At 70.9% G+C, this 26,422-nt stretch carries 29 protein-coding genes and 1 pseudogene; 13 read left to right on the top strand and 17 right to left on the bottom strand.

Translation table 11 applies throughout. The features are described 5' to 3' along the window. Positions 1–16 precede the first annotated feature (16 nt). Together O3W51_RS03430 and O3W51_RS03425 are read left to right on the top strand one after the other, a co-directional pair. Positions 17–511 (top strand): SRPBCC family protein, encoded by a 495-nt coding sequence (locus tag O3W51_RS03430; RefSeq protein ID WP_138354642.1) that lies wholly within the window; start codon positions 17–19, stop codon positions 509–511. A 67-nt stretch (positions 512–578) separates the two neighbouring features. After that, positions 579–895, top strand: a pseudogene (locus tag O3W51_RS03425) (hypothetical protein); the annotation flags it as partial. A gap of 52 nt (positions 896–947) precedes the next feature. On the opposite strand, the gene O3W51_RS03420 reads toward O3W51_RS03425, so the two are convergent. After that, positions 948–2,414 (bottom strand): MFS transporter, encoded by a 1,467-nt coding sequence (locus tag O3W51_RS03420; protein WP_198357715.1) that lies wholly within the window; start codon positions 2,412–2,414, stop codon positions 948–950. Between the two features lie 153 nt (positions 2,415–2,567). Between O3W51_RS03420 and O3W51_RS03415 the strand changes: the two genes are divergently transcribed. Further along, a complete protein-coding gene (locus O3W51_RS03415) occupies positions 2,568–3,578 on the top strand; it encodes an Lrp/AsnC family transcriptional regulator (protein ID WP_198357763.1) in 1,011 nt (336 codons plus the stop codon). 151 nt (positions 3,579–3,729) lie between these two features. Here O3W51_RS03415 and rox read toward each other — a convergent pair whose 3' ends face one another. The 3 genes from rox to O3W51_RS03400 form a co-directional block, all read right to left on the bottom strand. Beyond that, a complete protein-coding gene (gene rox, locus O3W51_RS03410) occupies positions 3,730–5,163 on the bottom strand; it encodes a rifampin monooxygenase (protein ID WP_269283661.1) in 1,434 nt (477 codons plus the stop codon). Positions 5,164–5,221: 58 nt separating this feature from the next. Further along, positions 5,222–6,007 carry an SDR family NAD(P)-dependent oxidoreductase gene (locus tag O3W51_RS03405; protein ID WP_269283659.1) on the bottom strand — a complete coding sequence of 262 codons (786 nt, stop codon included), beginning with the start codon at positions 6,005–6,007 and terminating at the stop codon, positions 5,222–5,224. A gap of 65 nt (positions 6,008–6,072) precedes the next feature. Continuing rightward, complete coding sequence (locus tag O3W51_RS03400; protein WP_198357717.1) at positions 6,073–7,905, bottom strand: phospholipid carrier-dependent glycosyltransferase; 1,833 nt, start codon at positions 7,903–7,905, stop codon at positions 6,073–6,075. A gap of 112 nt (positions 7,906–8,017) precedes the next feature. Between O3W51_RS03400 and O3W51_RS03395 the strand changes: the two genes are divergently transcribed. The 4 genes from O3W51_RS03395 (at position 8,018) to O3W51_RS03380 (ending at position 11,335) form a co-directional block, all read left to right on the top strand. Continuing rightward, a complete protein-coding gene (locus O3W51_RS03395) occupies positions 8,018–8,821 on the top strand; it encodes a TetR family transcriptional regulator C-terminal domain-containing protein (RefSeq protein ID WP_232485266.1) in 804 nt (267 codons plus the stop codon). Positions 8,822–8,995: 174 nt separating this feature from the next. Then, the gene (locus O3W51_RS03390; RefSeq protein WP_164292454.1) at positions 8,996–9,577 is read left to right on the top strand and encodes a hypothetical protein; all 582 of its coding nucleotides are present in this window, start codon (positions 8,996–8,998) and stop codon (positions 9,575–9,577) included. After that, positions 9,570–10,841: an MAB_1171c family putative transporter gene (locus O3W51_RS03385; protein WP_138354650.1), complete on the top strand. Its 1,272-nt coding sequence runs from the start codon at positions 9,570–9,572 to the stop codon at positions 10,839–10,841. The genes O3W51_RS03390 and O3W51_RS03385 overlap by 8 nt, the downstream gene beginning before the upstream one ends. Positions 10,842–10,867: 26 nt before the next feature. Continuing rightward, positions 10,868–11,335: an NUDIX domain-containing protein gene (locus O3W51_RS03380; RefSeq protein ID WP_244808955.1), complete on the top strand. Its 468-nt coding sequence runs from the start codon at positions 10,868–10,870 to the stop codon at positions 11,333–11,335. A gap of 74 nt (positions 11,336–11,409) precedes the next feature. Here the strand turns inward: O3W51_RS03380 and O3W51_RS03375 are convergent, their stop codons facing one another. The 5 genes from O3W51_RS03375 to O3W51_RS03355 all read right to left on the bottom strand — a co-directional run bounded on the left by O3W51_RS03375 (position 11,410) and on the right by O3W51_RS03355 (position 15,542). After that, entirely contained in the window at positions 11,410–12,303 is an 894-nt protein-coding gene (locus O3W51_RS03375; RefSeq protein WP_138354651.1) for a helix-turn-helix transcriptional regulator, read from the bottom strand. Positions 12,304–12,579: 276 nt separating this feature from the next. Continuing rightward, positions 12,580–13,152, bottom strand: a complete 573-nt coding sequence (locus O3W51_RS03370) for a GNAT family N-acetyltransferase (protein WP_164292450.1) — start codon at positions 13,150–13,152, stop codon at positions 12,580–12,582. 107 nt (positions 13,153–13,259) lie between these two features. Next, complete coding sequence (locus O3W51_RS03365; protein ID WP_269283649.1) at positions 13,260–14,411, bottom strand: FAD-dependent oxidoreductase; 1,152 nt, start codon at positions 14,409–14,411, stop codon at positions 13,260–13,262. A gap of 52 nt (positions 14,412–14,463) precedes the next feature. Next, on the bottom strand, positions 14,464–15,168 hold the full coding sequence (locus O3W51_RS03360; RefSeq protein WP_138354654.1) for a TetR/AcrR family transcriptional regulator: 705 nt from the start codon (positions 15,166–15,168) through the stop codon (positions 14,464–14,466). 182 nt (positions 15,169–15,350) lie between these two features. Continuing rightward, positions 15,351–15,542 (bottom strand): DUF6381 family protein, encoded by a 192-nt coding sequence (locus tag O3W51_RS03355; protein ID WP_138354655.1) that lies wholly within the window; start codon positions 15,540–15,542, stop codon positions 15,351–15,353. 382 nt (positions 15,543–15,924) lie between these two features. Between O3W51_RS03355 and O3W51_RS03350 the strand changes: the two genes are divergently transcribed. The 4 genes from O3W51_RS03350 to qcrB all read left to right on the top strand — a co-directional run bounded on the left by O3W51_RS03350 (position 15,925) and on the right by qcrB (position 19,524). Next, a complete protein-coding gene (locus tag O3W51_RS03350; protein WP_306664977.1) occupies positions 15,925–16,569 on the top strand; it encodes a HemK2/MTQ2 family protein methyltransferase in 645 nt (214 codons plus the stop codon). Then, on the top strand, positions 16,553–16,810 hold the full coding sequence (locus O3W51_RS03345; protein WP_138354657.1) for a CDGSH iron-sulfur domain-containing protein: 258 nt from the start codon (positions 16,553–16,555) through the stop codon (positions 16,808–16,810). The genes O3W51_RS03350 and O3W51_RS03345 overlap by 17 nt, the downstream gene beginning before the upstream one ends. Beyond that, positions 16,807–17,841 (top strand): iron-containing redox enzyme family protein, encoded by a 1,035-nt coding sequence (locus O3W51_RS03340; RefSeq protein ID WP_138354658.1) that lies wholly within the window; start codon positions 16,807–16,809, stop codon positions 17,839–17,841. The genes O3W51_RS03345 and O3W51_RS03340 overlap by 4 nt, the downstream gene beginning before the upstream one ends. Before the next feature lie 237 nt (positions 17,842–18,078). Further along, positions 18,079–19,524, top strand: coding sequence for a cytochrome bc1 complex cytochrome b subunit (gene qcrB / locus O3W51_RS03335; RefSeq protein ID WP_187144715.1), 1,446 nt, complete (start codon positions 18,079–18,081; stop codon positions 19,522–19,524). A gap of 100 nt (positions 19,525–19,624) precedes the next feature. On the opposite strand, the gene O3W51_RS03330 is transcribed toward qcrB, so the two are convergent. The 5 genes from O3W51_RS03330 to O3W51_RS48390 form a co-directional block, all read right to left on the bottom strand. Further along, on the bottom strand, positions 19,625–20,059 hold the full coding sequence (locus O3W51_RS03330) for a DUF7144 family membrane protein (protein WP_138354660.1): 435 nt from the start codon (positions 20,057–20,059) through the stop codon (positions 19,625–19,627). A 141-nt stretch (positions 20,060–20,200) separates the two neighbouring features. Beyond that, positions 20,201–21,250 carry an alpha/beta hydrolase gene (locus O3W51_RS03325; protein WP_138354661.1) on the bottom strand — a complete coding sequence of 350 codons (1,050 nt, stop codon included), beginning with the start codon at positions 21,248–21,250 and terminating at the stop codon, positions 20,201–20,203. Further along, on the bottom strand, positions 21,247–22,089 hold the full coding sequence (locus tag O3W51_RS03320; RefSeq protein ID WP_198357720.1) for an inositol monophosphatase family protein: 843 nt from the start codon (positions 22,087–22,089) through the stop codon (positions 21,247–21,249). The genes O3W51_RS03325 and O3W51_RS03320 overlap by 4 nt, the downstream gene beginning before the upstream one ends. Before the next feature lie 41 nt (positions 22,090–22,130). Then, a complete protein-coding gene (locus O3W51_RS03315; RefSeq protein ID WP_306664981.1) occupies positions 22,131–23,144 on the bottom strand; it encodes an aminotransferase-like domain-containing protein in 1,014 nt (337 codons plus the stop codon). Then, a complete protein-coding gene (locus tag O3W51_RS48390) occupies positions 23,080–23,538 on the bottom strand; it encodes a winged helix-turn-helix domain-containing protein (protein ID WP_306664978.1) in 459 nt (152 codons plus the stop codon). The genes O3W51_RS03315 and O3W51_RS48390 overlap by 65 nt, the downstream gene beginning before the upstream one ends. 115 nt (positions 23,539–23,653) lie before the next feature. Here O3W51_RS48390 and O3W51_RS03310 point away from each other — a divergent pair, with 115 nt between their 5' ends. Next, complete coding sequence (locus O3W51_RS03310) at positions 23,654–24,409, top strand: metallophosphoesterase (protein ID WP_138352289.1); 756 nt, start codon at positions 23,654–23,656, stop codon at positions 24,407–24,409. A 55-nt stretch (positions 24,410–24,464) separates the two neighbouring features. Here the strand turns inward: O3W51_RS03310 and O3W51_RS03305 are convergent, their stop codons facing one another. The 3 genes from O3W51_RS03305 to O3W51_RS03295 all read right to left on the bottom strand — a co-directional run bounded on the left by O3W51_RS03305 (position 24,465) and on the right by O3W51_RS03295 (position 25,646). Continuing rightward, positions 24,465–24,833, bottom strand: a complete 369-nt coding sequence (locus O3W51_RS03305; RefSeq protein ID WP_138352290.1) for an ArsR/SmtB family transcription factor — start codon at positions 24,831–24,833, stop codon at positions 24,465–24,467. Next, on the bottom strand, positions 24,830–25,276 hold the full coding sequence (locus tag O3W51_RS03300; RefSeq protein WP_138352291.1) for an SRPBCC domain-containing protein: 447 nt from the start codon (positions 25,274–25,276) through the stop codon (positions 24,830–24,832). Before O3W51_RS03300 ends, O3W51_RS03305 begins: the two co-directional genes overlap by 4 nt. 157 nt (positions 25,277–25,433) lie before the next feature. Next, on the bottom strand, positions 25,434–25,646 hold the full coding sequence (locus O3W51_RS03295) for a hypothetical protein (protein ID WP_187144714.1): 213 nt from the start codon (positions 25,644–25,646) through the stop codon (positions 25,434–25,436). Positions 25,647–25,960: 314 nt separating this feature from the next. On the opposite strand from O3W51_RS03295, the gene O3W51_RS03290 reads away from it, so the two are divergent. Next, a complete protein-coding gene (locus O3W51_RS03290; RefSeq protein ID WP_198357721.1) occupies positions 25,961–26,422 on the top strand; it encodes a hypothetical protein in 462 nt (153 codons plus the stop codon).

Raw genomic sequence — 26,422 nt, 5'->3', positions numbered from 1 at the left:
CGCCAAGGGAGATGCCATGACCACCCCGAACCAGAACACCCTCGAACACCTCAACCCCGAGGACTTCCACTTCAGCAGGAAGGCCTGGATCGCGGCCACCCCACCGGAGGTCTACGACCTGGTGAGCGACGTGTCGATGATCAGCGCCTGGAGTCCGAACGTGAGCGACGTGCGCTATGACGACGGCGCCGGCCCACAGGCCGGCGCCTGGTTCACGGGACGCAACCGGCGCGGCGATCGGGAGTGGACCAGCCGCTCGCAGGTGGTGCGGGCCGAGCCCGGCGACACGTTCGCCTTCGTCGTGGACGGGCTCGTTCGGTGGTGCTGGACGTTCCGTCCGCTCGGCACCGGCACCGTGGCGGAGCAGACCTGGCAATTGCTGGGCCTGGACCCGGTGCTGGGCAGCAATCGCGCAGACCTCGAGACGCTGCTCGCGCGTATGGCGGACAGCGTGGAGACCACGCTGGTGTCCTTGGGACGCTGGGTGGCCGAGGGCGGCGACAACCGCTGACCGTGGTGCGGTCGGCATGCTGACGACCAGGCGGCACGCGCCGGCACCAGCGAAAAGGCGCTGAGGAATCGGTGCCGGTGGCCCCTCCGTTGCCGCCGGGCTCGCCGCGCGGGCCGGGCCCGGCGGAACGGTCGTCGCCACCGACATCGACGTGTCTCCTGGGCCCAGGGCATCGCCGACGACGTCGTCGAGGTACTGCGCCACGACGTCGCGGCCGACCCGCCACCCGCCGGCGGCTTCGACCTGCGGCAGATCCGCGGTCAGCTCGTGGCGGCCGGCCTCGCGACCGATGAGGAAATCGACCGTCACTTGGCCAACGTCAACACCGGACTTCTGGACCTGGCAACGGCCCCGCTGGTGTCCGCGGGGGGCCGCCGCCCGTAGCGGTCGACCGGGGGAGTGGCACCGGCGGCCCATCGCGTCACGCCTGTCGGTTTCACGTCCGGTCCCGGTCCTGGTCCTGGGGCCGTGCCGTCATTGCCGCCGCGGCGATCGCGGTCGCCACCAGGATCGCCCCGGCCGTGCCGAGCGCGGCCTGAGCGGCGCCGCGCGGGGTGCCGTCTCCGGCGAGGTAGACGCCGCCGATCACCGCGACGCCGAGCGTGCCGCCGAGTTGCTGGACGGCGTTGAGGAGCCCGGCCGCCGAGCCGGTCTCCTGGGGGCCGACACCGCGCAGCGCGGTGGTGAAGAACGGCGGGGTGAACAGACCGGTGCCCAGGCCCGCGACGACGAGCGCGAACGGCAGCGCCGTCGGATACACGTCGGGCGCGGCGGTGCGGTAGGCGAGGACCGCGGCGGCGAGCCCGACGGCGAGGGCGGCGATCCCGGCGTGCATGACACGGGTCCCCAGTCGCGGCACGAGGTATGCGCCCGCGGCCCACGACCCGGCGGCCAGTCCGGCGGACCACGGCAGCAGGGTCAGACCCGCGGTGAGCGGGCCGCGGTGCAGGCCCAGTTCCAGATGCAGGACCACGGTGATCATGACGCCGTTCATGACCGCGAAGAACAGCGTGGACGTGGCCAGCGCGGCGGGGAACGCGCGGCCGCGCAGCAGAGCCGGTTCGATCAGCGGAGCCCGGCCGCGGCGCGCGGTGCGGCGCTGGTGGGCGACGAACAGCACCAGGACGGCCGCACCCGCGCCCGCCGCCGCCCAACCCGCCGGTCCCGGCGTGCCGGTCGCCAGCGGGCACACCACCAGTGCGGTGCCGGCCATCGCCAGCGCTGTCCCCACCGGGTCCAGCCGCGGCCGGACCGGCGCGCGGTCCTCGCGCAGCCGCCGTGCGACGACCAGGACGACGACGGCGAGGGGGAGGTTGACCAGCAGGCACGCGCGCCACGACGAGCCGAACAGGTCGGCGTGCGTCAGGACCCCGCCGAGCACCGGGCCCAGGACCGCCGACAGGCCCATGACCGGGCCGATCGTGCCCAGCGCCTTGGGCAGTTCGTCACCGTCGAACATCGCCCGGATCAGACCGAACGTCTGCGGGATGACCAGCGCCGCCGCGGCGCCCTGCAGGGCGCGCAGCCCGATCAGCGTCTCAGCCGTCGGCGCGAGCGCGCACGCCAGGGACGTGACGGCGAACGCCGCGACGCCGATGCGGAAGACACGGCGGCGTCCCGCGATGTCACCGAGCCGGGCGCCGGTCAGCAGCCCGAGCGCGAACATGAGCGTGTAGGAGGCGCTGAACCACGGGATGGCGGCAGCCGAGCCGCCCAGATCGGTGTGGATGACCGGGCCCGCGACCTGAACGATCGTGGCGTCCAGCAGGTTCATCGCCTCGGCGACCAGCAGCGCGGCCAACGCGGGCCACCGCCATCGGTATGCGGGCGGCGCCGCGGACCCGCCCGCCGCCTGATTCGGGTCGGTGTCGATCGGCGTGCTGTGGCCGGTGTTGTGGGACATGAGTCTCCCCCTGGATGTGCGGTGTGCGGCTTGGGGTGTGGGGTCCGCCGAGCGGGCGACCTGTGACCAAGGTCCCGCTCGTCCAGTGCTGGGTTCCATTCCTGCGGCAGGATTCGCTGATTACTGCCATCGAGGTGGGCTAGCGTGGTGAATATGCTCGTACTGGACGATCTGGATCGTGGCCTGATCCATGCCCTGCAAGTGGACGCACGGGCGTCGTTCACGCTCGTCGCCGACATCCTCGGTTCCTCCACCCAGACCGTGGTGCGCCGTTACCGCCGGCTGTCCGCACAAGCGGGCCTTCGCGTGGTCGCGCTGCCCGCGCCGCGCAGCTCCGGCACGCACCAGTGGTTCGTGCGGCTGACCGCCGCGACGCGCACCGCGCACGACATCGCGGTCGCGCTCGCCCGCCGCCCCGACACGTCGTGGGTGCGGCTGACCTCGGGTGGCACCGAGATCGTCGCGATCATCCACACCACGCCCACCGGCCCCGACGCGCACGCGCTGCTGCTGCGCGACATCCCGCGCACCGCCGGGATCACCGCCGTGTCCGCGCACTACCTGTTGCACACCTACCTCGGCGGACCGACCGCGTGGCGCGGACGCGTCGACACCCTCGACGCCGCCCAGCAGGCACGACTGCGCGCAGAAAGCGCCACCGGAACAGGACCGGGCAGGGACACGAGCACGACGGGAACCGCATCGGAGGACCCCGCGTATCTGCTCACCGACGCGGACCGCCTCCTGCTGGACGCGCTACGCGACGACGCCCGCCTCAGCTACGCCGAGCTGGCCGCGGCGACCGGTTCGACGGCGTCCACGGTGTCCCGCCGGCTTGCCGAACTGCGGTCTCGCGGCGCGCTGTTCTTCGACGTGGACATCGACCCGTCGCTGCTGGGCGTGACCGTCTCGGCGTTTCTCTGGATGCAGGTCGCCCCTTCGCAGCTGGACACGGTCGCCACCGAGCTGGCCGGACACCGGGAGCTGGCGGTGGTCGCGGCGACGACCGGACCGACGAACCTGGTCGCGCACGCGCTGTGCCGGGACGCGGAGGAACTGCACCACTACCTGACCCGCAAGGTGGCGTTGGACGCGATCGCACGGATCGAGACCGCGCCGGTCCTGCGCACCTACAAGGCCGCCGCGACGCTGCGCATCGGGTGACGGGCGCACCACTACCGTTTCGCCCACCGGGTGTTGGCCAGGGCCGCGCTGGACTTCGGGCCGAGGATGCCCCACGCGCCTCCGGCCGACGGCGGTCAGCGGCCGCTCGTCGAGCGGCCGGCCCACTTTCCATCGAGCCGCAACCGGTCGCTCAGTCGGCGGCGGTGCCGAACCATTCGGCCAGCGGGCCGAGCAGAGCCTGCTGATCGTCTCCGACCCACGCCACATGGCCGTCGGGCCGCAACAGCACCGCAGGCACGTCCAGTTCCTCGCTGACGTTGACCACGTGGTCGACCCGATCCGCCCAGCCCGCCACCGAGAGCCGGCCGGTCCGGTCGAGCAGCAGCCCGCGGCCGTCGTGCATCAGCTCGTACAGGCGCCCCTGCTTCAGCTCGACGTCCCGCATCCGGCGGCCGAGCAGTTCGTGGCCCTCGCCGAAGTCGTAGCGGATGTCGACGGCGGTGATGAGCCCGGTCACGTACCGGTTCACCTCCTCGAAGTCCATCAGCTTCCCGAACAGCTCCCGCAGCGCGGTTGTACCCGGATCGGTCCCCAGGAGCGTGATCCCCGCGCGGGTGTTGTTCAGCACGCGGGCGCCCACCGGGTGCCGTTCGGTGTGATAGCTGTCCAACAGATCCTCCGGAGCCCAGCCGTTGGCCGCGGCAGCCAGTTTCCAGCCCAGGTTGAACGCGTCCTGCACGCCGAGATTCATCCCCTGCCCGCCGGCCGACGGGTGGATGTGCGCCGCGTCGCCGGCCAGCAGCACCCGGCCGACCCGGTAGCGCTCGGCCTGCCGGGTGGCGTTGCCGAACCGGGAGAGCCAACGCGGCGAGTGCACGCCGAAGTCGGTGCCGGCGATGGCCCGCAGCTGCTGCTGGAACTCGTCGAGGGTCGGACCGGTCGCACGGTCCTCGGGCACTCCGTCGGCGGGCACGACAATGCGGCATACTCCGTCCTCGTCGGGGGCGCTGACGCCGAATCGCAGTTGGGTCCTGCGGACCTCCTCGACGGCGGCGGCGATCGTGGCCGGATCCTCGGTCACCTCCATTTGACCGATCAGCGTCTCGATCGTGGCGGGCTCGCCGGGGAAACCGACGCCGAGCAGCTTGCGCACCGCGCTGCGGCCGCCGTCGCACCCGACGACGTAGCGCGAGCGAAGGTGCGCGCCCCGACCGGCCATCTCGACGGTCACGCCGTCCTCGTCCTGGCTCAGCCCGACCACTTCGCAACCGCGTCGGATGTCGGTGCCGAGTTCGACGGCACGCTCGCTGAGCAGCCGCTCGCTGACCGGCTGCGGAGTAGCCAGGCCGTACGGGTGTGCCGTGTCCAGCCCGTGCGGCCACGGCTTCATGATGCCGCCGAAGAGACCGCCGGCCTGGAACGTCTCACTGACCGCGCGAAACCGGTCCAGAAGGCCGCGCTGGTCCATGATCTCGACGCTGCGCGTGTGCAGGCCCTGTCCGCGGGACTCCTTGGCCGGCTCGGTCAACTTCTCCAGCACGACCACATGCACGCCGTGCAGCCGCAACTCGCAGGCCAGCATCAAACCGGTCGGCCCGGCGCCGACCACGATCACGTCAATCATCACCACACCCGTTCAACGAAACTGGATTTCGGCCGGCCACGTCCATCTCGCGGACCTGTCATTCCCCGCTCAGCGCGCGGCGCAGGCCCACTTGGCCGATGAGGATGCCCCCGTCGACCGGGAGCGTCACGCCCGTGATCCAGGCGGCGTCCGAGGACGCCAGGAACGCTACAGCGGCCGCGATGTCATCGGGCAGACCGACCCTGCCGAGCGGGTAGTGGGGGGCGACGGCCCGCAAGGCGGACTCGCGCCCCGCCCAGGCCTCGGTGTGGACCGTGCCGGGGACGACCAGGTTCACACGGACGCCACGGGGTGCCGCGTGACCGGCGAGGGTGCGGGTCAGGCTGGCCAGGCCCGCCTTGGCCGCGCTGTAGGCGTGGTTGCCGAAATCCTGCTCGCCGTTGACCGACCCGATGCTGACGATCGCGCCCCGGCGGTCGGGGGCGGCCGCGAGGTGGGGGAGGGCCGCGCGGGCGCAGCGATAGGCGCCGGTGAGGGTGATGTCGAGGTCCTGGTGCCAGGCCTCGTCCGTCTCGTCCTCGAAGAACGGGGCGTCCGGATGGCAGGCGCAGGCGTTGTTGACCAGCACGTCCAGCGTGCCGAAGCGCCGGACCGCGTAGGCGACGGCCGCCTCGACCGAGGTGCGGTCGGCCACGTCGCAGGGCAGCGCCTCGGCCAAGCCTGCGGACTCCCGGATCCCGGCCGCCACCTTCTCGGCACGGTCCCCCTCCAGATCGGTGACCAGCACCTGTGCGCCCTCATCGGCCAGCCGGCGGGCGGTGGCCGCGCCGATGCCGCGGCCCGCACCCGTGATCAGTGCTCCGTATCCCTCGAAACGTCTCATGGACGGCTGACTACCCGGTTACCCCCGGAGCTGAACGGCCATCGGTGGGGCGGACGAGTGGAGGGTCAGCCGTCGCGGCGCCAGATGACCAGGTCGCGCTGAGGGATCACCACCGCGACATGCCAGCCCGATGGAGCCTTCGGCCAGCTGTCCGTAGCGGGGGCGGACGCCGTGCGAACGGTCGTCACGGCGACGTTCGCGCCGTCCGGCGGGGTGTCGGGGCCGGTCAGGTCGCGCGTCCAGACCCGGCCGTCGAGAACCATGTACGCCATCGTGAACCGGGTGCGCCATCCCAGGCCCAGATCCATCACCAGCCGGTCGCCCGGCCGGATCCGTGCCTGTTCCATGAAGCCGGTGGCGTCCGGGTACCCGTGTGCGGCAGTCGGCCGGGAGACGTGCTGGGCGATCGTCACCGTCGCCCATCCGGCGAACAGCGTCAGCGCCATGCCGACCGCGATCATCGCCACAGCGGGACGCCGAATGCTCAGCAACCCTCTCAGCAGGACGGTGGCGGTGAAGACCGTCAGGGCTGTCGCGGTGGTCAGCGGCACCGAGAAGACACCCCAGTCGCCGGACCAGCGACTGGACAGGAACGTGGTGTCCGGAAGGGCCCACAGAATGAAGTTCAGCTTGTGGAAGCGATCTCCCGCGAGGACGGTCAGCGCCGCGGTGAGCGCCACGGTCAGCGCGATCGCCGCCACCGTGGCCCGAACGAGCGCTCTGCGGCCCTTGATCCGGTGGAGAGCAACGGTGCCGGCCAGGAACAGTGCCGGAACCAGGGGTGACAGATAGCGGGCGTTGACGATCGTGTCGATACGGCGGTCCGTGGGCAGGGCGGCCGCGGCGGCCAGCGATACGCCGAGCAGCAGTGCCACGGTCAGGAAGGCGACCACGCGGTCCGCGCGCGGTGCCTTGGTGCCGGCCAGGCAGGCGCAGCAGACCACCAGGCCCAGGGCGCCCATGCCCCAGGTCGAGGTGACGAAGTACCAGGTGTGACCGATCCACCGCATGACGGTGCGCTGGTACAGCTCCGGGGTGCGCAGCGTCTGCCATACGGCGTTTCCCACCTGGCTGGGGTGGGTGCCGTCGAGGCGGGACAGCAGCCACCGGTCCAACTCCCGCTGTGTGGCGTACATGAGCGCGAGGGCCGACAGCGTCGCGGCGGTCGCCGGGCGCGGCGCCCAGTTCCGCGCGAAGGCCACCAGCAGCACCAGGCACGTGAGCGCGACGACCACACCACCACGGTCGTGGACCATCATGCTGAATCCGGCCGCGCTTCCGGCGAGGATCCCCGAGCCGCACCTGCGGCGGAACGGACCCTCCGAGAGCAGCCCGTGAACACCGATCAGCCAGGCCAGGACCAGCGCCGGGAGCGGTGTGTCGGCCAGTGCGAACTGCGAGTAGAAGACCACCGGAGGCAGCATCACCACCACGGTCGCCAGCACGTACGACACCGGACGCGGTACGTCCAGCTTTCGCAGCGCGACGTAGGCAAGCGGCAGTACCAGGCAGCTCAGCAGCGCGTTGATCCCCAGGACGAGGTGGTACGCGTGGACGGGATCGTGGGTGATCCGCAGTGCCGGCGAGATCAACAGCGGGTAGCCGCCGGGGATCACCATGTCGCTGGGGATCTCGGTCGCGGAGCCGCCCGCCAGGAGCCGCGCCAGAACGAGGTACATGTGCTCGTCGGGGCCCACCGTCGGATAGTTCTGGCCGGTGACGAGTGCCAGCCGGAAGACCACCTGCCCGACGTAGCCGGCCGCGACGGCGACCGGCCAGAACCAGCTCGCCCGCACCAGTCGCGCGAGCCGGTCGGCGGTCCCCCTGGCCGACGGCGCTCTCTGCGATTCCGGCTGCAGCCCCACGGGCGAAGTGGCGACGGCGCTTCGCAGTTGCATGGGGAGTGACCTTTTCCTGGCGGCGGGTAGAGGGCGGCTTTCGGCGCCGGCCATGCGTGAGCTTAGGAGCCGATGACGGCCCGGGAACGACATCCGCGCGGGATACCCGCCCTTGAGCGACGAACGTTCGTTTCCCGTTCACCCGGCGCTCAGAAGGCGAGTCAGGGCTCAGCGGCCCGCGCGCTCCCCGGGCCGGCGAGGCGGTGACCTGGCGGCCCGGGGCTGGGGCGGCCTGTTCGGCGGGCTGTACGGCGACGGCTGGCAGGACCTGCGGCTCGACCACGACGAACTCGCGGCAGCGGGCACGGCGCTCGGCTGCGGCGCGATCCGGTTCCTGTTCCCAGAGGACTGCCCGGTCGGAGCGGCGGCGGACGCCGCCGGTTTCCTCGCCGCGCAGAGCACGCGCCAGTGCGGCGTCTGCGTCTCCGGTACGCAGGCGCTCGCCGGCGCCCTGGCCGCACTCGCGCTCGGAAAGGCGTCCGCCCTGACCCATTCGTTCGCCACCACCACTGTGGACCTCGAGCGTGACGCGGACTCGGTGGCACCGTCGGTCATCCTGGCCCGCATCGTGCGGAGTCTGCTCCCCATGGACCCCGAGCTGCGCCAGGACTGGCGGCTGTGGCGGGAACTGTGGGTGCGGGCGCTGCGCGACGAGGAGACGCAGCGGTTCGCCGTCGACCTGTACGACCAGCTCCAGGAGTGGGTCTCCGGCGCGTTGAACCGGGGAATCCAGGCGGGCGAATTCACCGACACCGACGTCGCCGCGCTCAGCACCCACGTCCTCGCCCTGTGCGACGGCTACGGCATCCGCCTCATGCTCAGCGATCCGAAGGTCACCTCCGACAGCGCGCTGGACGCCGTCTGGCGGGCGATCGCCGCCGCGCTGGGGATCGCACCGGCCTTCCCGAAGATCTGAACGCGACGGGTCGCATCCCCGAGTCGCCGCAAGGGCGGCCGGTGCGTGGGGTGTCCGTGGGGTGGCGTACCGTTACTGCTCGAACAGGCGAACCGAACGGCCGCTGCGACCTGAGCGTGCCCGCCGACAGGATCCGACCACTCCTGCCCACGGCACATGCGAGGAGGAGCAGCCATGCGGTGGCATCGCCGCGATCCCATGGCGCCGGGCGCGCTGCGCCGGGAGTGCCGTCGCATCCTGCGGGAGATGCCGGTGCCGGACCCCTTCACCGTGGCCGGGTTCATCAAGAACATCGAGGCGGAGCGCGGCCGTGAGATCCGCCTGGTCGAGTTGCCCGCAGATGTGCCGGGCCAGACCGGAGCCTGCGGCCTGTGGGTGAAGCACCGTCAGCGTCCGCTGGACCTGATTCTGCACGTGCAGGGGACGACGAAGTTCCACCGAAAAAAGATCATCTTCCATGAGCTGTGCCATCTGTGGTGCGAGGACGGCTCCGGCGCGGAGCGGGAGCAGCTCACGCTGCTCTTCCCCGGCATGCCCCCGGAAATGATCGACAGGCTGCTGTCCACCGGTCAGGTCATGGCCCGCAGCGGCTATGCCACGCACGCCGAGGCCCGGGCCGAAACGCTGGCTGATCTGCTGCATCACGAGACCCGGCACGCCCGGATCACCGGTGACGTGACCCTGCGAAATCTCGACGAAAGCCTGTCGCGGCCCATCGCGGGCCCGCGCCGCAAGAAGGTGCTGCCTCATGACTGACGTCATCGCTTACGCAATCATCGCTCTGCTGCTCTTCCAGGCGGTGTGGCGGGTACCGGCCGCACTGCGCGGGCAGTCCCGGGAACGGTCGCTGTGGGGCGCGTTCGCGGCGCTCGCCGTCGCGTGGCTGCTGCGCACCGGCCTGGGCAGGGCCGTCATCGACCGTCTCGGTGTCGTCGACCTCGCGACCCTGCTCAAGCACGTCATCACGATCGCCGGTATCTGTGTGCTGCTCCGATACGTCACGGCGGTCGACGGCGACGTAGCCGCGTCCGACGGCGCCGTCCTGCGACGCGTCCGCATCACCGCGGCCGTGCACCGCATCGCCACCAGAGCTTCCATAGCAACCATGCTGGTCATGGCCGCGGTGTTCTTCATCGTCCTGGACCGCACGCGCACCGAGAGCCCGTACTTCATGGCCCGCCATGCCGGTGAGGTGGGACTGGCGCTCTACATGGGCCTGTTCTACCTCTACACGGCCGCGGCAGCCGCGGTCTGCGCCTACCAGTGGGGCAGTTCCGCCCGCCGGGCGCAGCGCTGGACGCTCAGGATCGGCCTGACGATGATGGCCGTCGCGATGGCCCTGGCCGTGCTGTACGCCTTCCTGCGCACCGCCTACTGCGCGTTCATCACGGTCCACACGGTCTCCATGAGCTTCGTCGACCTGCAGGAGAACGTGACGGACACCGTGCTGTACCTGGTGTTCCTGCTGTGGGTCCTAGGCGCGATCGCGCCGGCCACCCAGTCCGTCATCGACCGCAGGAGGGCGAAGCGGACGCTGACCGCGCTCTACCCCCTGTGGCGCGAACTGGCCCTGGCCGTCCCCTCGGTCGTTCTCCGCGCCCCCAGCAACCTGCTGCCCGGCCACCGCTTCGCCGCGCGTCTGAACCGGGCCCGGGACCTCATGAAGCTCTCCCCGCCGCCCTACCTGCTGCTGGAGCGCTACATCACGGAGATCAGCGACGTGCAGCGCACCTTGAGCCACTACGCGTCGCCGGGTCTGTACACGCGGGCCAAGGCACTCGCCGACGGTCAGGGCCACACCGAGGACGAGGCCCGCGCCGTCGCCGACGCCTACTGGATCAAGAGCGCGCTGGTTGCCATGGCCTCCGGTGCGGTGGCCCACAGCGCTCCGGTCGACGTACCTCCCGCCGATGACGACTTCGACATCCAGGTGGAACGGTTCGTGCGGGCCCAGGCGGCCTACGGCCGGACCGACCCGGAGACCGCCCGGGACCTGCTCCAGACCGACGTGACCGTGTAGCCGACCTTCCGACCGTCAGAGAAAGCGTGAACAGCACCGACATGACCGACAACAACGCCCGCCCCACCGTTTCCGCTGGTCTGCTGTGCTTCAACGAGCACGGGCACGCCCTGTTCGTGAACCCGACCTACAAGCCGTTCTGGAACCTGCCCGGCGGGCACGTCGAGCAGGGCGAGACCCCGGCAATCGCGGCGGTACGGGAGGGCCGGGAAGAACTCGGCATCGACGTGGAGCTCGGGCCGCTGCTCGCCACCGCCTGGATCACCGTCCCCGGCCGCGGCGAGCAGGTGCTCTTCGTCTTCGACGGTGGGGAACTCAGCCCCGAACAGCAGGCGGCGATCACCGTCCAGGAGAGCGAACTCAGCGAGCACGCCTTCTTCCCCACGGATGACATCGATCCGGCTGTGGCTCCGCCGCATCTGCTCGGCCTCCTGCAGAGTGCCCTGCGCGCCCGCACCGAGGGCGGCGTGGCGTACCTGGAGGTCAGCGTCTGACCGGTGGCCGGATTCCGGAGGGGGTGGTGCCACGGGGGTCCGTGTCACCCCCCTTCCGTTGTCGGCCCGGCGGGTCAGTCCAGATCCGTGTCGGTGCCCACGCCCGGCAGTTTGCCGTCCTCGATGTCGTCCAGCAGATCGTTGAGGAAGGACACCAGCCGGGTGTTCAGGGCACCCCCGCCACCGCGTGTCGCCATGTTGCCGACTTCGCCGCACCGGAACGAGGCGATCAGCTCCAGGTTCGCGGCGAGCTCGCGCACGGCTTCGTCGTCGGGCCGGAAGAACTGCGGCGGAGCGTGATAGGCCGCCGCGAGGCCGTCCAGGATCTGCGGTGACGCGTCCGTGCGGGCGCCGGTGCGCAGGTCGCGCACGCTGCTCTCCGAGACCACCGTGCTGCCGGCCTGCGCGTTGATGACCCGGGCGATCTCCGCGTCGGTGGGCGGTGTCTGCCCACCCTGGTACGTGTGCTCGACCATGAAGCTGATCTTCTCGGACAGGGTGCGCGGGTCGCGGCGACGATCGTCCGACGGCGGCTGGGGGAGGGGGGCGTCGTTGCCGAAGGACCGTTCCTGTGCCGCCAGCAACTCCTGGACGCTCACCCCGTACGCGGCGGCCAGGGCCTCGGCGAAGGCCGTCTGAAGGCGGCGTACGCCCCGTTCGGCGTTGGCGACGGGCCCGGCGCTCTTGGTCCCCAGGATGTCCTTGGTCTGGTACTGGGAGTAGCCGGCATCGCACCGCAGGTCGGCGAGATCGGGCAGCCCCTCACGCGGGAACAGCTCGTCCAGATCCGCCCTGAGGGCGGTGGCCAGGGAGGGCAGCTTGTCCCCGTCCGGGGAGGACTGTTCGGTCTCCCAACTGGCCACGGTCGGATCGGCTATGCCGAGGGCCTTCGCGACCTGGCTCTGCGTCAGATCGGCAGCACGGCGCACCGCGCGGACGCGGCGGCCGTCGAAGTGACGCGAAGGCATTCAGCTGCTCCCCGGCTGCTGGTTGTCGTGGACAGGAAAACCTTAACCACTTGATCCGTTCATTGAATCAAGATAACTTCGATTCGACGAACCGAGCGAGGGGGCGACCTCTCGTCCGGGCGTCGCCGGCGTGGTCCCGGCCCGCCCTGAACGGCGCCGCGTCCACGGCTCAGCACGGCACAGCACACACAAGCTACCCACCTGGTGACGTACGGGGGTCGTCACCAGGTGGGTGTCCTACCCACGCCCGGCGTCGAGGACGCCGAGCGCGTCGTGTCAGCGCAGGTCGAGCCGCATCAGGATCCGGGGATGGCCGGCCAGTACCGAGGTGGTGTCGGCGGCGTGGGCGAATCCCGCGCGTTCGAAGTTCTTCCGGATCCCCGCGTACGCCATGGTCAGGTCGACCCTGGCATCCCCGTTGTCGAGAGGGTATGCCTCGATAGCCGGTGCGCCGTGGGCGCGGGCGAACTCGACCGCGCCGGCGATGAGGGAGTGCGAGATCCCCTTCTTCCGGTGGCCGGGGCGGACCCGGACGCACCACAGCGCCCAGACCGGCAGTTCGTCGACGTGCGGGATCTTGCGGTTGCGCGCGAAGGAGGTGTCGGAGCGCGGTGCCACGGCGGCCCAGCCGACCGGCTCGTCATCGTCATAGGCGAGGACACCGGGCGGGGGTTCGGCCCGGCACAGCTCGGCGACGTACTCACCGCGCGCGGGCCCGCGCAGCTCGTTGTTGAGCTTGGACGGAATCCGGTAGCTCAGGCACCAGCAGACGTTCGCTGTCGGCGACTTCGGGCCGATCACGGCGCGGACATCGTCGAAGGCCGAAGCCGGGCGCACCTCGATGGTCACGACACCACACTGCCACGGCGGACGGGGCCACGCCGCCAGACTTCTCTACGAGCGGGGACCGGCCATCGCCGGGCACGGGTTCCGCGGGGCGGCGCGACCGGCGGCGCTCATGCCGTCCGGACGTCGAAAGAGGCGAACATGTCCACCAGCGGCTGCGGGGCGCGGTCGTTGAAGATGACGTCCAGGCCTTCCGCGGACTGCTGAGCCGTCTCTTCGCTGCGGGGGAAGAGGACCTCCTCGTAGGCGGCGAGAGCTGTCTCGACGTCGTCCGGATGTGCGGCCAGGAAGCGCCCCAGATCCGCGCCGTCGATCATGGCGAGGTTGGCTCCTTCGCCGGCGAACGGCGACATCAAGTGGGCCGCGTCGCCGAGCGGGGTCACTCCCGGCACCCGCTTCCAGTGGTGGCCGATGGGCAGGGCATGGATCAGCCGGGGGATCAGTGAGCCGTCCGCGTCGGCGACCAGCTGTCGCAGCTCGGGTGCCCAGTCGGCGAAGTGTTCCAGCACGGCTGCTTTGGCGGGGGCCGTGTCGGTGAAGTCGATGGTCGACAGCCAGTCCTCGGCGGCACGCAGCGCGGTGTAGATGTGCAGGCCGCCGTCGGTCTCCCGGTGACCGAGGAAGCCCTTGTCGTCGCCCAGCGCGAAGAACATGCCGCCGCCGATCAGCTGCGCGGCCCCGGGGTGGCGGGCGTCGGCGTCCAGGAGGTCCACCTCGACGAAGGAGATCCCGGTGTACGCGGGGGTCGCGTCGGAGAGCAGGTGGCGGGTGCGGGACCAGGCGCCGTCGGCGCCGATGAGCAGGCCGGTGGTGAACAGGGTTCCGTCGGCGAGGGTGACCTCGTGCCGCCCGTCGCCCAGGGAGCGGGTCGAGGCGACCTTGGTGCCCCAGCGGACGGTGCCCGCCGGGAGGGAGCCGAGCAGCAGGTCGCGAAGGTCGCCGCGGTCGATCTCGGGCCGGCCGTTCGTGCCGTTGTCCGCCTCGTCGCGCCGGAGGCGGGCGTTCTTGTCGAAGACGCGTGTGGCCTCGCCGCCCCGGTGGACTTTGGCGAGGAACGCGTCGTGCAGGTGCGCGGCGTGCAATGCGGCCTGTCCGGTCTCCTCGTGGATGTCGAGCATGCCGCCCTGGGCGCGGGTCCGGGAGGAGGCTTCGAGGTCGAAGACGGCCGTTTCGATGCCGTGGACGTGCAGGACACGGGCGAGGGGGAGGCCACCGAGACCGGCGCCGATGATGGCGATGGGGTGGTGCGGAGGGGTGCTCATGGCGGAGCTCGATTCTCTTCGGGGGAGGGGTGAGGCCGGACGGTCGGGCCGGTCAGGGCGCGGGCCGCTCCGTGGTGAGGGTGCCGTTGATGACGGAGTGGAAGATCCAGGTGAGGCGCTGTTCCGGGGTTCCGGAGACGAGGTCGTCGGCAAGTGCGGCAATGCGCGGATGCGTGCCCGGGGAGGCCCCCCGCACTGCGGTGACCAGGGCGTTGTGTTCGTCCGCGCTGTCGACGGCGTGGGCTCGGGTGGAGTGTTCGGCGGCGGTGGCAGTGGCTGTCTGGAGCAGCACGTCCACTCCCCAGGCGGCCTGCGGTCCGGGCACCCGGCCTTCGTGCAGCAGGGTGAGGATGGCCTCGACCAGGGCCAGGTTATTGCTGCCTGAGGGCCGGGCGACCAGGGCGGAGTGGGCCAGCGCGGAATTCTCGAGAAGCACGCGGGTGTAGGAGATCAGCACCTGCGTCAGCCGGTCGCGCCAGTCGCCATCGCCATCGCCTTCGCCGGCAGTGGGCGAGAGGTCCACGGAGCCCAGCAGTTCGTCCAGGATCGCCGCGTGCGGCTCGGCGGTGTTGGCCACGTACACGTAGAGCGACGCAGGGCCGGTGTCGAGCTCCTGGGCAAGACGTCGCATCGTGACGCGCTGCAGCCCTTCGGCTTCCATCAGACGGACCGCGGTCTCGACGATGCCTTCGTAGGTGAGGGCGGGCTTGGCGGGCCGCTCGCGGCGGCTGCGGGGTGCGGGGGTTCGCGGGGTCACCCGACCATGTAACGAACATGTTCGTCGTGCCGTCGCGCCTGCGAATCTGCACCATGGACGCCCAGGAGGCGGTCGACAAGGTCCTCGCGGCGGGAGCCCGGCTCGTCACGCCGCCGACCGAACTGGCCTTCGGCGAAGTGGCCGCGCGTCCGGGGCCGCCGCCGCAAGGCGCTGTTCTTGCGCTACATCATCGGGTCGCTGTCCCTGCGGGCGATGCTGCTTTCCTGCTCGCTCTGATCCTTCAGCCGACGGGCCTTGTCCTTCAGCCGCTGGCGGTGCTCCGGATCAGTGGCCCGCTCCGCGGCCTGTTCCAGCTCCTGCGCCTTTGTTCGCATCTGCCGTATCCGGCCGTTGGACTCTTCTGCGACGCTCATGGTGATCACTCCCTTGGGTAGCCGAGCGGGCCCTGCCGACAGGGCAGTGCCGGTGCTCCTCCGCACGTCGAGGACCGCGTCACGGAACACCCTCTCCACGGGGAGCCTTCCCGTCGTACCCGGGATGAGAACCTCCCGGATCGGCGGCGGCCCGCCCCGCGCCGGTTCCGCGCGGGTTCCGCGCCGGGAATCACGGTGGCCACGAGCCCCGCCGTAGCACGAGCGCACCATATCGTCACGGAGTGTCATGGCTCCCATGGCGGTCCGGGATGAGTGCGCGGAGAGTTGATGGCGAGTTGGATTTCGCTCTCGTGGTCTCCCTGAGCGGAGGATATTCATGACTGTCGAAATGCCACGTCCGGCCCAGGGCCCTCCTGCACGCATGCTGACCCTGCCGGGCGTCTACGTCCCCCAGTACGACACACAGTTCCTGATGGCGGCGCTGGACCAGGAAGAGATGCGCCCTGGCAGCGACGTCCTGGATCTGGGCACGGGCAGTGGGGCGCTCGCGGTGCGGGCCGCACAACTGGGCGGGCGTGTCACGGCTGTCGACATCGCCTGGCGTGCGGTGATCACCGCACGGCTGAACGCCTTCCTCTGCCGACAGCGGGTCACCGTCCGGCGTGGAGATCTCACAGCGTCGGTATCCCGACGCTCCTACGACATCGTGCTCAGCAACCCTCCCTACGTGCCCGCTCCCAGCGGGCTGCCGCCCGGGCGCGGGCAGGCGCGCTCCTGGGACGCCGGGGGCGACGGCCGGGCCCTTGTGGACCGCATCTGCGACGTGGCACCCGCTGTCGTGCGTCCCCAGGGCGTGCTGCTCCTGGTGCATTCGGATCTGTGCGGCACCGAGGCCACCTTGCGGCGCCTGTCGCTGGCGGGAATGCGGGCAACGGTGAGCGAGCGCGCGCTCGTGCCCTTCGGGCCGGTGCTGCGTTCCCGGTTGCCGTGGCTGCGCGAACGGGGACTGATAGCCGACAGCCAGGACCGGGAAGAGCTGGTGATCATCCGTGCCGAACACGCCTGAACGGCCCCGCCGCATCACCGTCGACCCGGAAGGACCACTCCTGGTGGAGGGGCCGGTGGAGGTCGTCGCGGACGACGGCAGCGTCTCCACGTCACATCGTTTCGTCGCCGCGATCTGTACCTGTCGGCGCAGCCGGATCTACCCCTGGTGCGACACCAGTCACCGGCGCCGCACCAGGCCGGACGAGAAGGTCGACCAAGAGGGTGCGGCTGAACCCGCCGCCGGCGGGGTCGGGCGATGACCGCCTATCAGGAGTCGCGGAGCGTGCGGCCCGTCCTGCCGGTAGGGCGAGGTGAACTGTCCCATGCGGTGATCGCGGCGTTGGCCGGGGGGCGACCTCTGGCGGCCGGTACGGAGACCGTGCGGGCGGATCCCTATGGCGACGATCTGCAACTCGCCCTCTACGTCCTGTACGAACTGCACTACCAGGGCTTCGCGGGCGTGGACGATGAGCGGGAATGGGACCCGGAACTGCTGGAGTTCCGGCGCGTGCTCGAACAGCGTTTCCTCGAATCCCTTCGCTGCCAGGTCCGTTCCGCATCCAGCCTGGAGGAAGCGTTGGCCGCCCTCCTGGTCGAGCCTGTCGTCGCAGACCACGAGGATGCCGGGGTCAGCCACCATCTGCAGCGCGAGGGCTCGCTGGAGAACCTGCGGGAGTACGCGGCCCTGCGCTCCCTCTACCACCTCAAGGAGGCGGACCCGCACGCCTGGGTGCTTCCCCGGTTGTACGGCCGTGCCAAGGCAGCGATGGCCGCCGTCGAGTTCGACGAGTTCGGCGCCGGCCGCGCGCAGGACCTCCATGCCCGGCTCTATGCCGATCTCATGGAGGACCTCTCCCTGGACATCGGATACGGGCGCTACCTCGACGCGGCCCCCGCCGAGGCACTCGCGACGGTCAACCAGATGTCGCTGTTCGGCCTGCACCGAAGCCTGCGCGGAGCTCTGGTAGGTCACTTCGCCGCGGTCGAGGCGACCTCGTCACCGGGCTCCCGCCGCCTGGCCCAGGCGATGCGGCGAACGGGGGCGGGACCGGCCGCGGAACGGTTCTACGACGAGCACGTCGAAGCCGACGCCGTCCACGAACAAATCGTGCGCCGCGACGTGATCGGCGGTCTGCTGGCCGATGAACCCCAGCTCGAAGCCGACATCGCCTTCGGTATCGAGAGCACGAAGTTCCTGGAGGACCGCCTCGGCGCCCACCTCCTGCATGCTTGGCGCGGCAACCGCAGCGCCCTGCGAAGGCCGCTGAACAGCGTCCTGCCCACGCCATGAAGGCCGGGGTCTTCGGGCGGCACCAGGAACGGTAGTGAGCCCCCGCGCCACCCACGACATCGGCCCGTGAGAACTCGAGGATTTCTCACGGGCCGTCGTGTCACATTTCTTCGTCCCCCGGTGTCTTAGTAGCGCAGGCATGAAAACAGCCGACGCTGCCGACCGGGAGGCCGGCGCCCGGCGACCGCCAAGGAGGGCGCTGGCATGGGCAAGCGGACACCCGCCGGAGGACGCACCATGACGAGACTGCTCGCTGCGGTATCCCCGGCCGGGCCGGCGCGGCGGTGGTCGCGGCGGCGTACACCGGCGGACCCCTGGTCGACGCTGTTCGGCAAGATCGCCGCCTACACGTTCGTCGTACTCGTCGTCACCGGCATCCTTCTGGCCCTGTTCTACCGGCCGGACATGGCGCGCAGTCGCTACGAAGGTTCCTACCGCCCGCTGCACGGGGTGGTCGTGAGCCACGCCTACGCGTCGACCCTTCGCCTCAGCCTCGAGGTGCGCGGCGGCCTCCTGCTGCGGCAGGTGCACCACTGGGCCACGCTGATATTCGTCGCCGCGATCTGCCTCAAGCTGGTTCGCATGTTCTTCACCGGGGCGTTCCGCAGGCCACGCCTGCCGCTCTGGTCGATCTGGGTGATGCTGCTCGTGCTGGCCATGGCAACCGGACTGACCGGCACGATCCTGCCGGACGACATGCTGTCCGGCGGCAGCCTGGGGCTCGTCCAGGGCATCCTCCAGTCGATCCCGCTGATCGGAACCCGTCTGACCTTCTGGCTGTTCGACGGCGAGTTCCCGGGCGAGGCCATCATTCCCCGCTTCTACTGGCTGCACGCGGTGGTGCTGCCGGTCGCGATCATCGGCCTGTTCGTCCTGCGGCACCGGCTCGTGCGGAAGCACGGCCACCCCCGGCTGCCGGCGGCAGCCACCCGCCGTCCTCGGTGGCTGGGGCCGCTCCCGGTGACCGCCGGACCGGCGCTGTTCTTCGGAACCTGCGGGGTGCTGGTGCTGCTCGGCGCACTCGCCCAGATCAACCCGATCTGGCTGCTCGGCCCTTATCGTCCCGGAGAGATCACCGCGGGGGCGGTTCCGGACTGGTACCTGGGCTTCCTGGACGGCGCGGTGCGGCTCATGCCGGGCTGGGAGTTCGAGGTGGCGGGCCGCACGCTGACCCTCGCGGTGCTGGTGCCCGCGCTGATCATCCCCGGCGCGTTCTTCACCTTCCTGGCGGCGTACCCGCTGATCGAACGTCGTCTGACCGGTGACAGGGAACTGCACGACGAGCTGGATCGCCCCCGCGACGCGGCGACCCGCACGGCGGTCGGGGCGGGGGCCCTCGCCTTCTACGGACTCCTGTGGGCTGCCGCTGCCAACGACCAGATCGCTGTCCACTTCCATCTGTCCCTCAACGACGTCACCCAGTTCTTCCGGGTAGCCGTTCTGGCCGGACCGGTACTCGCGTTCGTTCTCACCCGCTGGTTCTGCCTCGGACTGCTGGAGCGAGCAGGCGACGAGGCCGCGCACGGCCGCGAGACCGGACGGATCGTCAGAACCCCGGAGGGCGGCTACATCGAGATCATGGAACCGGTCCGGGACAGGCGGAAGCCCGCCTCCATCGACCCGCCCGGTTCAAGTGGCCTACGCCCGACGGGATCCCGCCCACGGGCCGACCTGCACCAGTAGTGGTCAGTACCGATCGCGGACTTCGGCGGGGTCGGTGTCTTCGCCCACACAGAGGGCAATGTGCCCTACCTGATCGTCTACCGGCACAAGGCCCAGCTCGTCAGCCGGCGGTTTCGTTCGAGTAGACGAGCAGCGCCCACAGCACGAGGACATCCAGTGCGATCGCAACCAGCGCCCATACCGGGTAGTACGGCAGGAAGATGAACTGCAGCGCCATGGTCGTGGCCGCGAGGAGCACACCGGCGCCCTTGGCCCATGGCATCCCGATCAGCAGGCACAGGCCGACCACGACGAGAGCCGCGCCGAAGAGCAGGTGGATCCATCCCCAGGCGGTGACATTGAACCCGTAGGCGTAGTTGACGACCGCTGTGTAGGGGTCGTTCTTCGCGATGGCGGAGGCACCCTGCAGAATGCCGAGGACGCCGCTGATCGCCAGGACCACCCCGGCGAACGCCGCTCCTCGCGGTGCCGGCGCCCTGGCGTGGTCCGTTCGCCCGCTGGTGCGGGGTACTCCACCCGACGGCTGGGCTGTCATCAGAACCTCCGTTGTCCGACGTTCCGGGACTGCGAACCGGGGTCCTTCGCGTGCCGATCCAGTCGAATCGTCCAGCCGGCTCCTCTTCCATGGTCAACCGCTCGGTCCAACCGTGCCACCGGAGGTTCCCGCACCCTCCGGTTACGCCCCTGACCGCGGGTTTCTCGTGCCGGACTGCGTGAGAAGACGCTGGAGCCAGCGGGTGCGGGCGTTGCGGGCGTCCTGACTGAGGGCCGCTCGCGGTGCCAAGCCGTCGAAGCCGTGGTAGGCGCCGGGCCATACATGCAGTTCGGCCTGGCCGCCGGCCTGCCAGATCGCATTCGCGTACGCCACGTCCTCGTCCCGGAACATCTCGGCCGAGCCGACCTCGACATAGGCCGGGGGGAGTCCGGAGAGGTCCGTGGCGCGGGAGGGGGCCGCGTAGGGCGGCAGGTCCGCGGCGCCGTAGCGGTCACCCAGCAGCGCCTTCCACACGGTCGCGTTGGAGGTGAGGTCCCATACGCCCAGGCCCGTCATCTGATGGCTGGAGAAGGTGCTGCCGCGGTCGTCGAGCATCGGGGACAGCAGCAGTTGTCCGAGTGCCCCGGGGCCGCTCCGGTCACGGGCCAGCAGGGCGAGGGCCGCGGCGAGTCCGCCGCCGGCGCTCTTCCCTCCGATGATGATGCGGTCCGCGTCGATGTCCAGTTCTGCCGCGTGCGCGGCTGCCCAGACGAGGCCGGCGTAGCAGTCCTCCAGCGGTCCCGGGTAGCGCGTCATGGGCGCCAACCGGTACTCCACCGAGATGACGGCCAGCTCCAGCGGGAGTGCCCACTCGCGGAGAATCCGTGGAAGCACGGACCACGCGTTGCCCATGACCATCGCGCCGCCGTGCAGGTAGTACAGCAGCGGCAGGGGTCCGACGAGTCCGGACGGCCGCGCGCTCACGAGCGTGACGTCCGGTCCGTCCGGCGGTCCCGGCACGGAGAACTCGGTCACCTCGAAACGGCCGTCGGCGCGCAGGTCCTCGGCCGTCGGTCTGGGCCGGGTCACGGCATCCCGCTCCTGCCGGGCCGCAAGATTGTCCGGAGTGACCGGCTCCCTCGGCCCCTTGCCCAAGGCGGCCAGTGCGACGCTCAGTTCAGGGTCGAATGGGGGAGCGGCTTGCGGCGTCGGGGCTCGGCCGGACCCTGACGGCGTGCGGTGGACACTCATGACCCGGCCTCCGGCCGGCCGGTGGGACGCTGCCCGGCATCCCCGGCCCGGCTCCGGATCATCGACATCAGCAGCCCGTGGGTCCCGGCGTCGGCAGCCACGACAAGTCCGCGGCCCGCCTCACCGATCGGGGCGCCGTCGATCCCGGTGACCACACAACCGGCGGCACGGCACAGAGCGATGCCGGCGGCGAAGTGCACGCTCCCCGACAGGTCGCCGCCATCGGTGACGTACGCGGCACGCTTGCCGGCGGCGACCCAGGCCAGCGCCAGCGTCGTGGACACGACCCGCGGCCGGAACCGCTCGACGAACCCGGCGTGGGCCAGCAGGTCCACGGCCCGGAAGCCGGGCGCGCTCGGGAACGGCGGATCCAGGTTGACGTCCACCAACTGCGTGGCGGACGTGGGCGCCAGCCGCACATCGGCGCCGTCGTGCCGCACCCTGGCCGTCTCACCGTCGGTGAAGAAGACCTCGCCACTGAACGGATCGGCCACCGCGGCCGCCCCGTCACGCAGCGCCACGTTGACGGCCACCAGCATGTTGCCGACGGCGTAGTTCAGCGTCCCGCACAAGGGATCAACCAGCCACTGGCGCGCAGCCTCGGCGGCCCCCTGCTGCCCGCCTTCCTCGCCCAGTACCGCGTCCTCGGGTCGGGCGGACCGGATGACGTGGAGAATCGCCTTCTCGGCCTCGATGTCGGCGGCGGTGGCAAAGTCCCCGGCGCCCTTGTCGACGCGGGTGAGCCGTTGGCCGTACATGTCACGCACCACGTCCGCGCCGGCGCGTGCCGCGGCTATCGCGACTTCGGCATCGTCAAGGCTCGCGGATGAGTTGATCATGCCGTGCAGGATACCGGCGGCACTCTCACCGACGCGGTGGGTCAGCTGGAACCACGACTCGTGGTCAGGTGGGTGAACAGGGCGTCGAGGGCGGCCGGGTAGGTGTGTTCGGACGGGGCGGCGAAGCCGATCAGGAGGCCCTGGGGGCGGTCGGCCGGTTCGTGGTGGAGTTCGGTGAGCCCGCGCAGGGCGAGGCCGTGGCGGGCGCAGTGGGTCAGGAGCTCGTGTTCGGTGGGGCCCTCGGACGGGAGGGTGAGGAGGGTGTGCAGGCCGGCCGGGACGCCGTGGGCCGTGAGGCCGGGGGTGGCGGTCAGCCGGTCGAGGAGGAGTTCGCGTCGGCGCCGGTAGCGCAGCCGGGTGGCCCGGACGTGGCGGTCGTAGGCGTGGGTGGTGATCAGGTCGGCCAGGACGAGTTGGCCGAGCGTCTCGGTGTACAGGTCGGCTTCCTGTTTGGCCCGCACCACCGGTGACACGAGATGGGGCGGTAGGACGATCCAGGCCAGGCGGAGCGCGGGCCCGAGGGTCTTGGACGCGGTACCGCAGTGGACGACCTGGTCGGGGGCGATGCCCTGGAGGGCGCCGATGGGTTGGCGGTCGTAGCGGTACTCACCGTCGTAGTCGTCCTCCACGATCAGACCACCGGTGGAGCGGGCCCATCCGCACAGCTGCTGGCGGCGGCCGGGATGCAGCGGGACGCCGGTCGGGTACTGGTGCGAGGGGGTGAGAACCGCGGCCCCGATGTGCGATGTCAGCGCCTCCACGCGGGCGCCGTGGGCATCGACGCGCAGCGGGAGAGTGGCGAGCCCGGCGCGCTGCACGACTGCGCGGAAGACGTTGTGGCCCGGGTCCTCGACGGCCGCGGTGGTGATGCCGGACGCGGCCAGCACCCGGCAGAGCAGACCCAGGCCCTGGTAGTACCCGGAGGTGATCACGATGCGCTCCGGGGTGGTGATCACCCCACGGGTGCGCCCCAGGTACTCGGCGAGCGCGCTACGGAGTTCGATCCGGCCCTGCGGGTCGCCGGCGCCGAAGACGTCGGGGCGGGCGTGGGTCAGAACCCGGCGGGTGGCGGCGAGCCAGGCCCGGGTGGGGAAGGCGCTGATGTCGGGGAGCCCGGGGCGGAGGTCGTGGCGGGGGGGCCGTGGGCGCCGGTTCGGGGCGCGTGGGGGCCGGGGTGTGGTGCGGCGTGTCGGCGACGATGGTGCCCGATCCCGGGCGGGTGGTCAGGTGGCCCTCCTCGACCAGTTGGTCGTAGGCGGCGCTGACGGTGCCCCGGGCGATCCCGAGTTCCTGGGCCAGCCCGCGGGTCGACGGCAGGAGCGCCCCGGCGGGCAGCCGCCCCTGCCGGATCGCCGTCCGGAGAGCCGACTCCAGGCCGGCGCGCCGCCCACCGGCGGCGTCGAGGTCGATGTGCAGATCGAGCCGGGAACTGGACCAAGAATTCGGCATGAGACCGGATCTTATTCCTGGTCCGATGGCGCTCTAGGTTCGAGGGGCGGGCCGGCCAGCACCCCCTGGCCGTTCTCGTTCCTCTCCGGTACGCAGCGACGAAGGGACCACAGCCGTGATCGTGATCGCCCACCTCAGCGATATCCACATCGACAGCGGACAGCGGAGCGTCGAGCGCACCAGGGCTGTCATGGACTATCTCGAGGAGCTGCCGTACGACCTCGATGCGGTCCTGGTCACCGGGGACATCGCCGACCATGCCCTGCCCGCCGAGTACGAGCAGGCCCGCCGGCTGCTGACCTCCCGGCACCCCGTCATGGTCTGCCCCGGAAACCACGACGAGCGCACCGCGTTCCGGCAGCACCTGCTCGGGCAACCCGGCTCGGCGGCACCGGTCAACCAGGTGAGCCGCGCCGCCGGTGTCGTCATCGCCCTGTGCGACTCCTCGGTGCCCGGCAAGGACGAGGGCTTCCTGGACGACGGGACGCTGGCGTGGCTGGAGGAGACCCTGACCCTGACCCCGGACGGGGTGCCGGTCCTGGTGGGGTTCCACCACCCACCGACCACCTTGCACGTCCCCTTCGTCGACGGCATCCGCCAGTTCGGTGCAGAGCGGCTGGCCGCGCTGACGGACCGGCACCCCGGCATCACGGCGTTCCTGTGCGGGCACGCCCACACACCGGCGGCGACCACCTTCGCCGGGCGCCCGGTACTGGTGGCACCAGGAGTCGTCTCCACGCTGCGCCTCCCCTGGGAGCACCGGTCGCACCCCCAGGACCACGTCCACCTGGACCAGCCGCCCGCCCTCGCCTTCCATGTCCTGGACGACGACGGACGGTTGACGACGCACTACCGGAACGTCGACCGCTGATCGACGGGCAACAGGTCGACAACTGACCGACGGACAACAGAGGGCGTCGTCCGCGTCAGTCGGGTCGTGCCGAATCCGCATCCCGTTCCGCTGCTTCTGCGACGCGCTTGATGTTCGCCAGCCGGTGGTCCCAGTCGGCCGCGAGCGCGGACATCCACCGCGCCGTCGCGTTGAGCGCGGCCGGCCGCACCGTGTACCGCACCTCGCGTCCGACGCGGCCGCCGGAAACCAGCCCGGCGGCGTCGAGGACGGCGAGGTGCTTGACCACGGCCTGCCGTGAGACGGGAAGGCGTTCGGCGAGCGTCGTCGCGGTGGCCTCTCCTCGCGCGGCGAGCAGATCGAGCAGCTGCCGCCGTGTCGGGTCGGCCAGCGCCCCGAGGACGCTGTCGACGACCTCGGCGGCGCCGGGAGGTCCTTCTGTCATGCGGAGGGCTCTTCGGCGCGCTTCTTGAGCGCGTCGAGTTCCAGGGGCCAGCCCTGGCTGTGGTCCTTGTGGTTCTCACTGCGCAGCTCCTCGGACCCGGCGAGCGTCGCGAACCCGCTCTCGACGACGCGCAGCCGTGTCTGGTCGCCTTCCGTGGTGAGGGTGAACTCCACAAGGGTGCTGTTGTCCTCGCGCAGTTCCTCTCCGGGAAAAGCGCTGGTCCAGCGGTACGCCAGGTAAGTCGGCGGCTGGACCTTCTCCACCCGGACCGGGAAGTCGCCGTGCTCGGAGTTCTTCGCCACCATCGACTCACCTTCCTTGGCCACGGTGCCGGGCAGGCTCGCCTTGTCGGCCACCCAGAAACCAGGTTGTGCCACCAGCGACCAGACGCGCCCCAGTGGTGCCGAGATCAGGGTTTCGCGCTCGATCCGGTCCTCGCTCATGAGGTGACTCCGTTCATCGCTGCATCGCTGCCATTGACTTGCAACTCCAGGGTTGCACGACATCTCATGACGTGCAACCCGCAGATTGCACTTCGGCTCGGCGTCGCCGCGAACCGGCTGCCCCCAGCCACTCCTCGGGTGACCGGCGGGATGCCGGTCATGCGCCGGGGCCGCCGCCGCTCCGGTAGGGGTCCAGGGCGGCGCGGCGTTCGTTGCAGGGCAGCCGGGAGAGCTTGGTGACCAGCCCCCACATGGTGCGCTCCGCCTCGAGGCCGGAGGGCGGCGCCAGCCCGAGCGATTCCGCGAGCGGCTTGCGCCCGACGTTGACCAGGGCGCGTACGGCTGCGGCCCATTCGTCGACGGCGACCACGGTGGACCGGTACCACAGCGGGATCAGACAGCCGAGCGCGACAGCGGTGACCAGGAGCAGTGGAGTGTCGGCGCGGGCCGAACCGAGAGCCGCCGCCGCGGCGCCGGTTCCGGTTCCTCAGGCACCATCCCGCGACCCCCTCGCATACCCGCTGCCACAGACGGTTGCGCTCCGTACGGTGCGCGCACAGTCTCCGGCGGTGACCGGGATCCTCGGCAATCCCCCACCGGGCGCCAACGACCATGAAAGAATGGGCACTTCGGCAGGGAGCGGCACTGCGGTGATGGGCAACGGCGCCCGACGGAGGCAGAGCAATGGCAGACGGTATCGCGGACGGTTCCCGTGACGCGGACGGTTCCGGCGGCGCGGAGCGGACGGAACTGCGCATCAGCGTCACCGGTACCCATAACCGGCACCTCGACCTCGAAGCGCTCCAGGAGTGGCTGGACACGTCCTCCTCCCTCAAGGAGGCCCGTGACCGGGGCGAGTTCACCGTCGTGCGAAGAGCCTCCCGTGACCAGCGCGACTCCATGGCGGGCGAGATCCTGCAGGACATCATCCTGGTCGTGGTCGCCGAGGCCGTGCGCCCGGTCGCCGAGAGCGCCTGGCGGTCCGTGCTGACCTGGGTACGCAACCGCCGCCGGCTCGCGGACCGTCGTGAGGAGCCCCGTGTCACCCTGGACGGCGGCGACCTCGGCCCCGGCCGGGAGATCCGCCTGGACAGCGACCAGAATCCTGATACCTCCGGTGCGACCGACGAGGTGGAGGAGGCGTAG

Source organism: Streptomyces sp. H39-C1, assembly GCF_027158125.1.
Classification (GTDB): Bacteria; Actinomycetota; Actinomycetes; order Streptomycetales; family Streptomycetaceae; genus Actinacidiphila; species Actinacidiphila fildesensis.
This window is presented reverse-complemented; position numbering and strand designations above follow the sequence as displayed.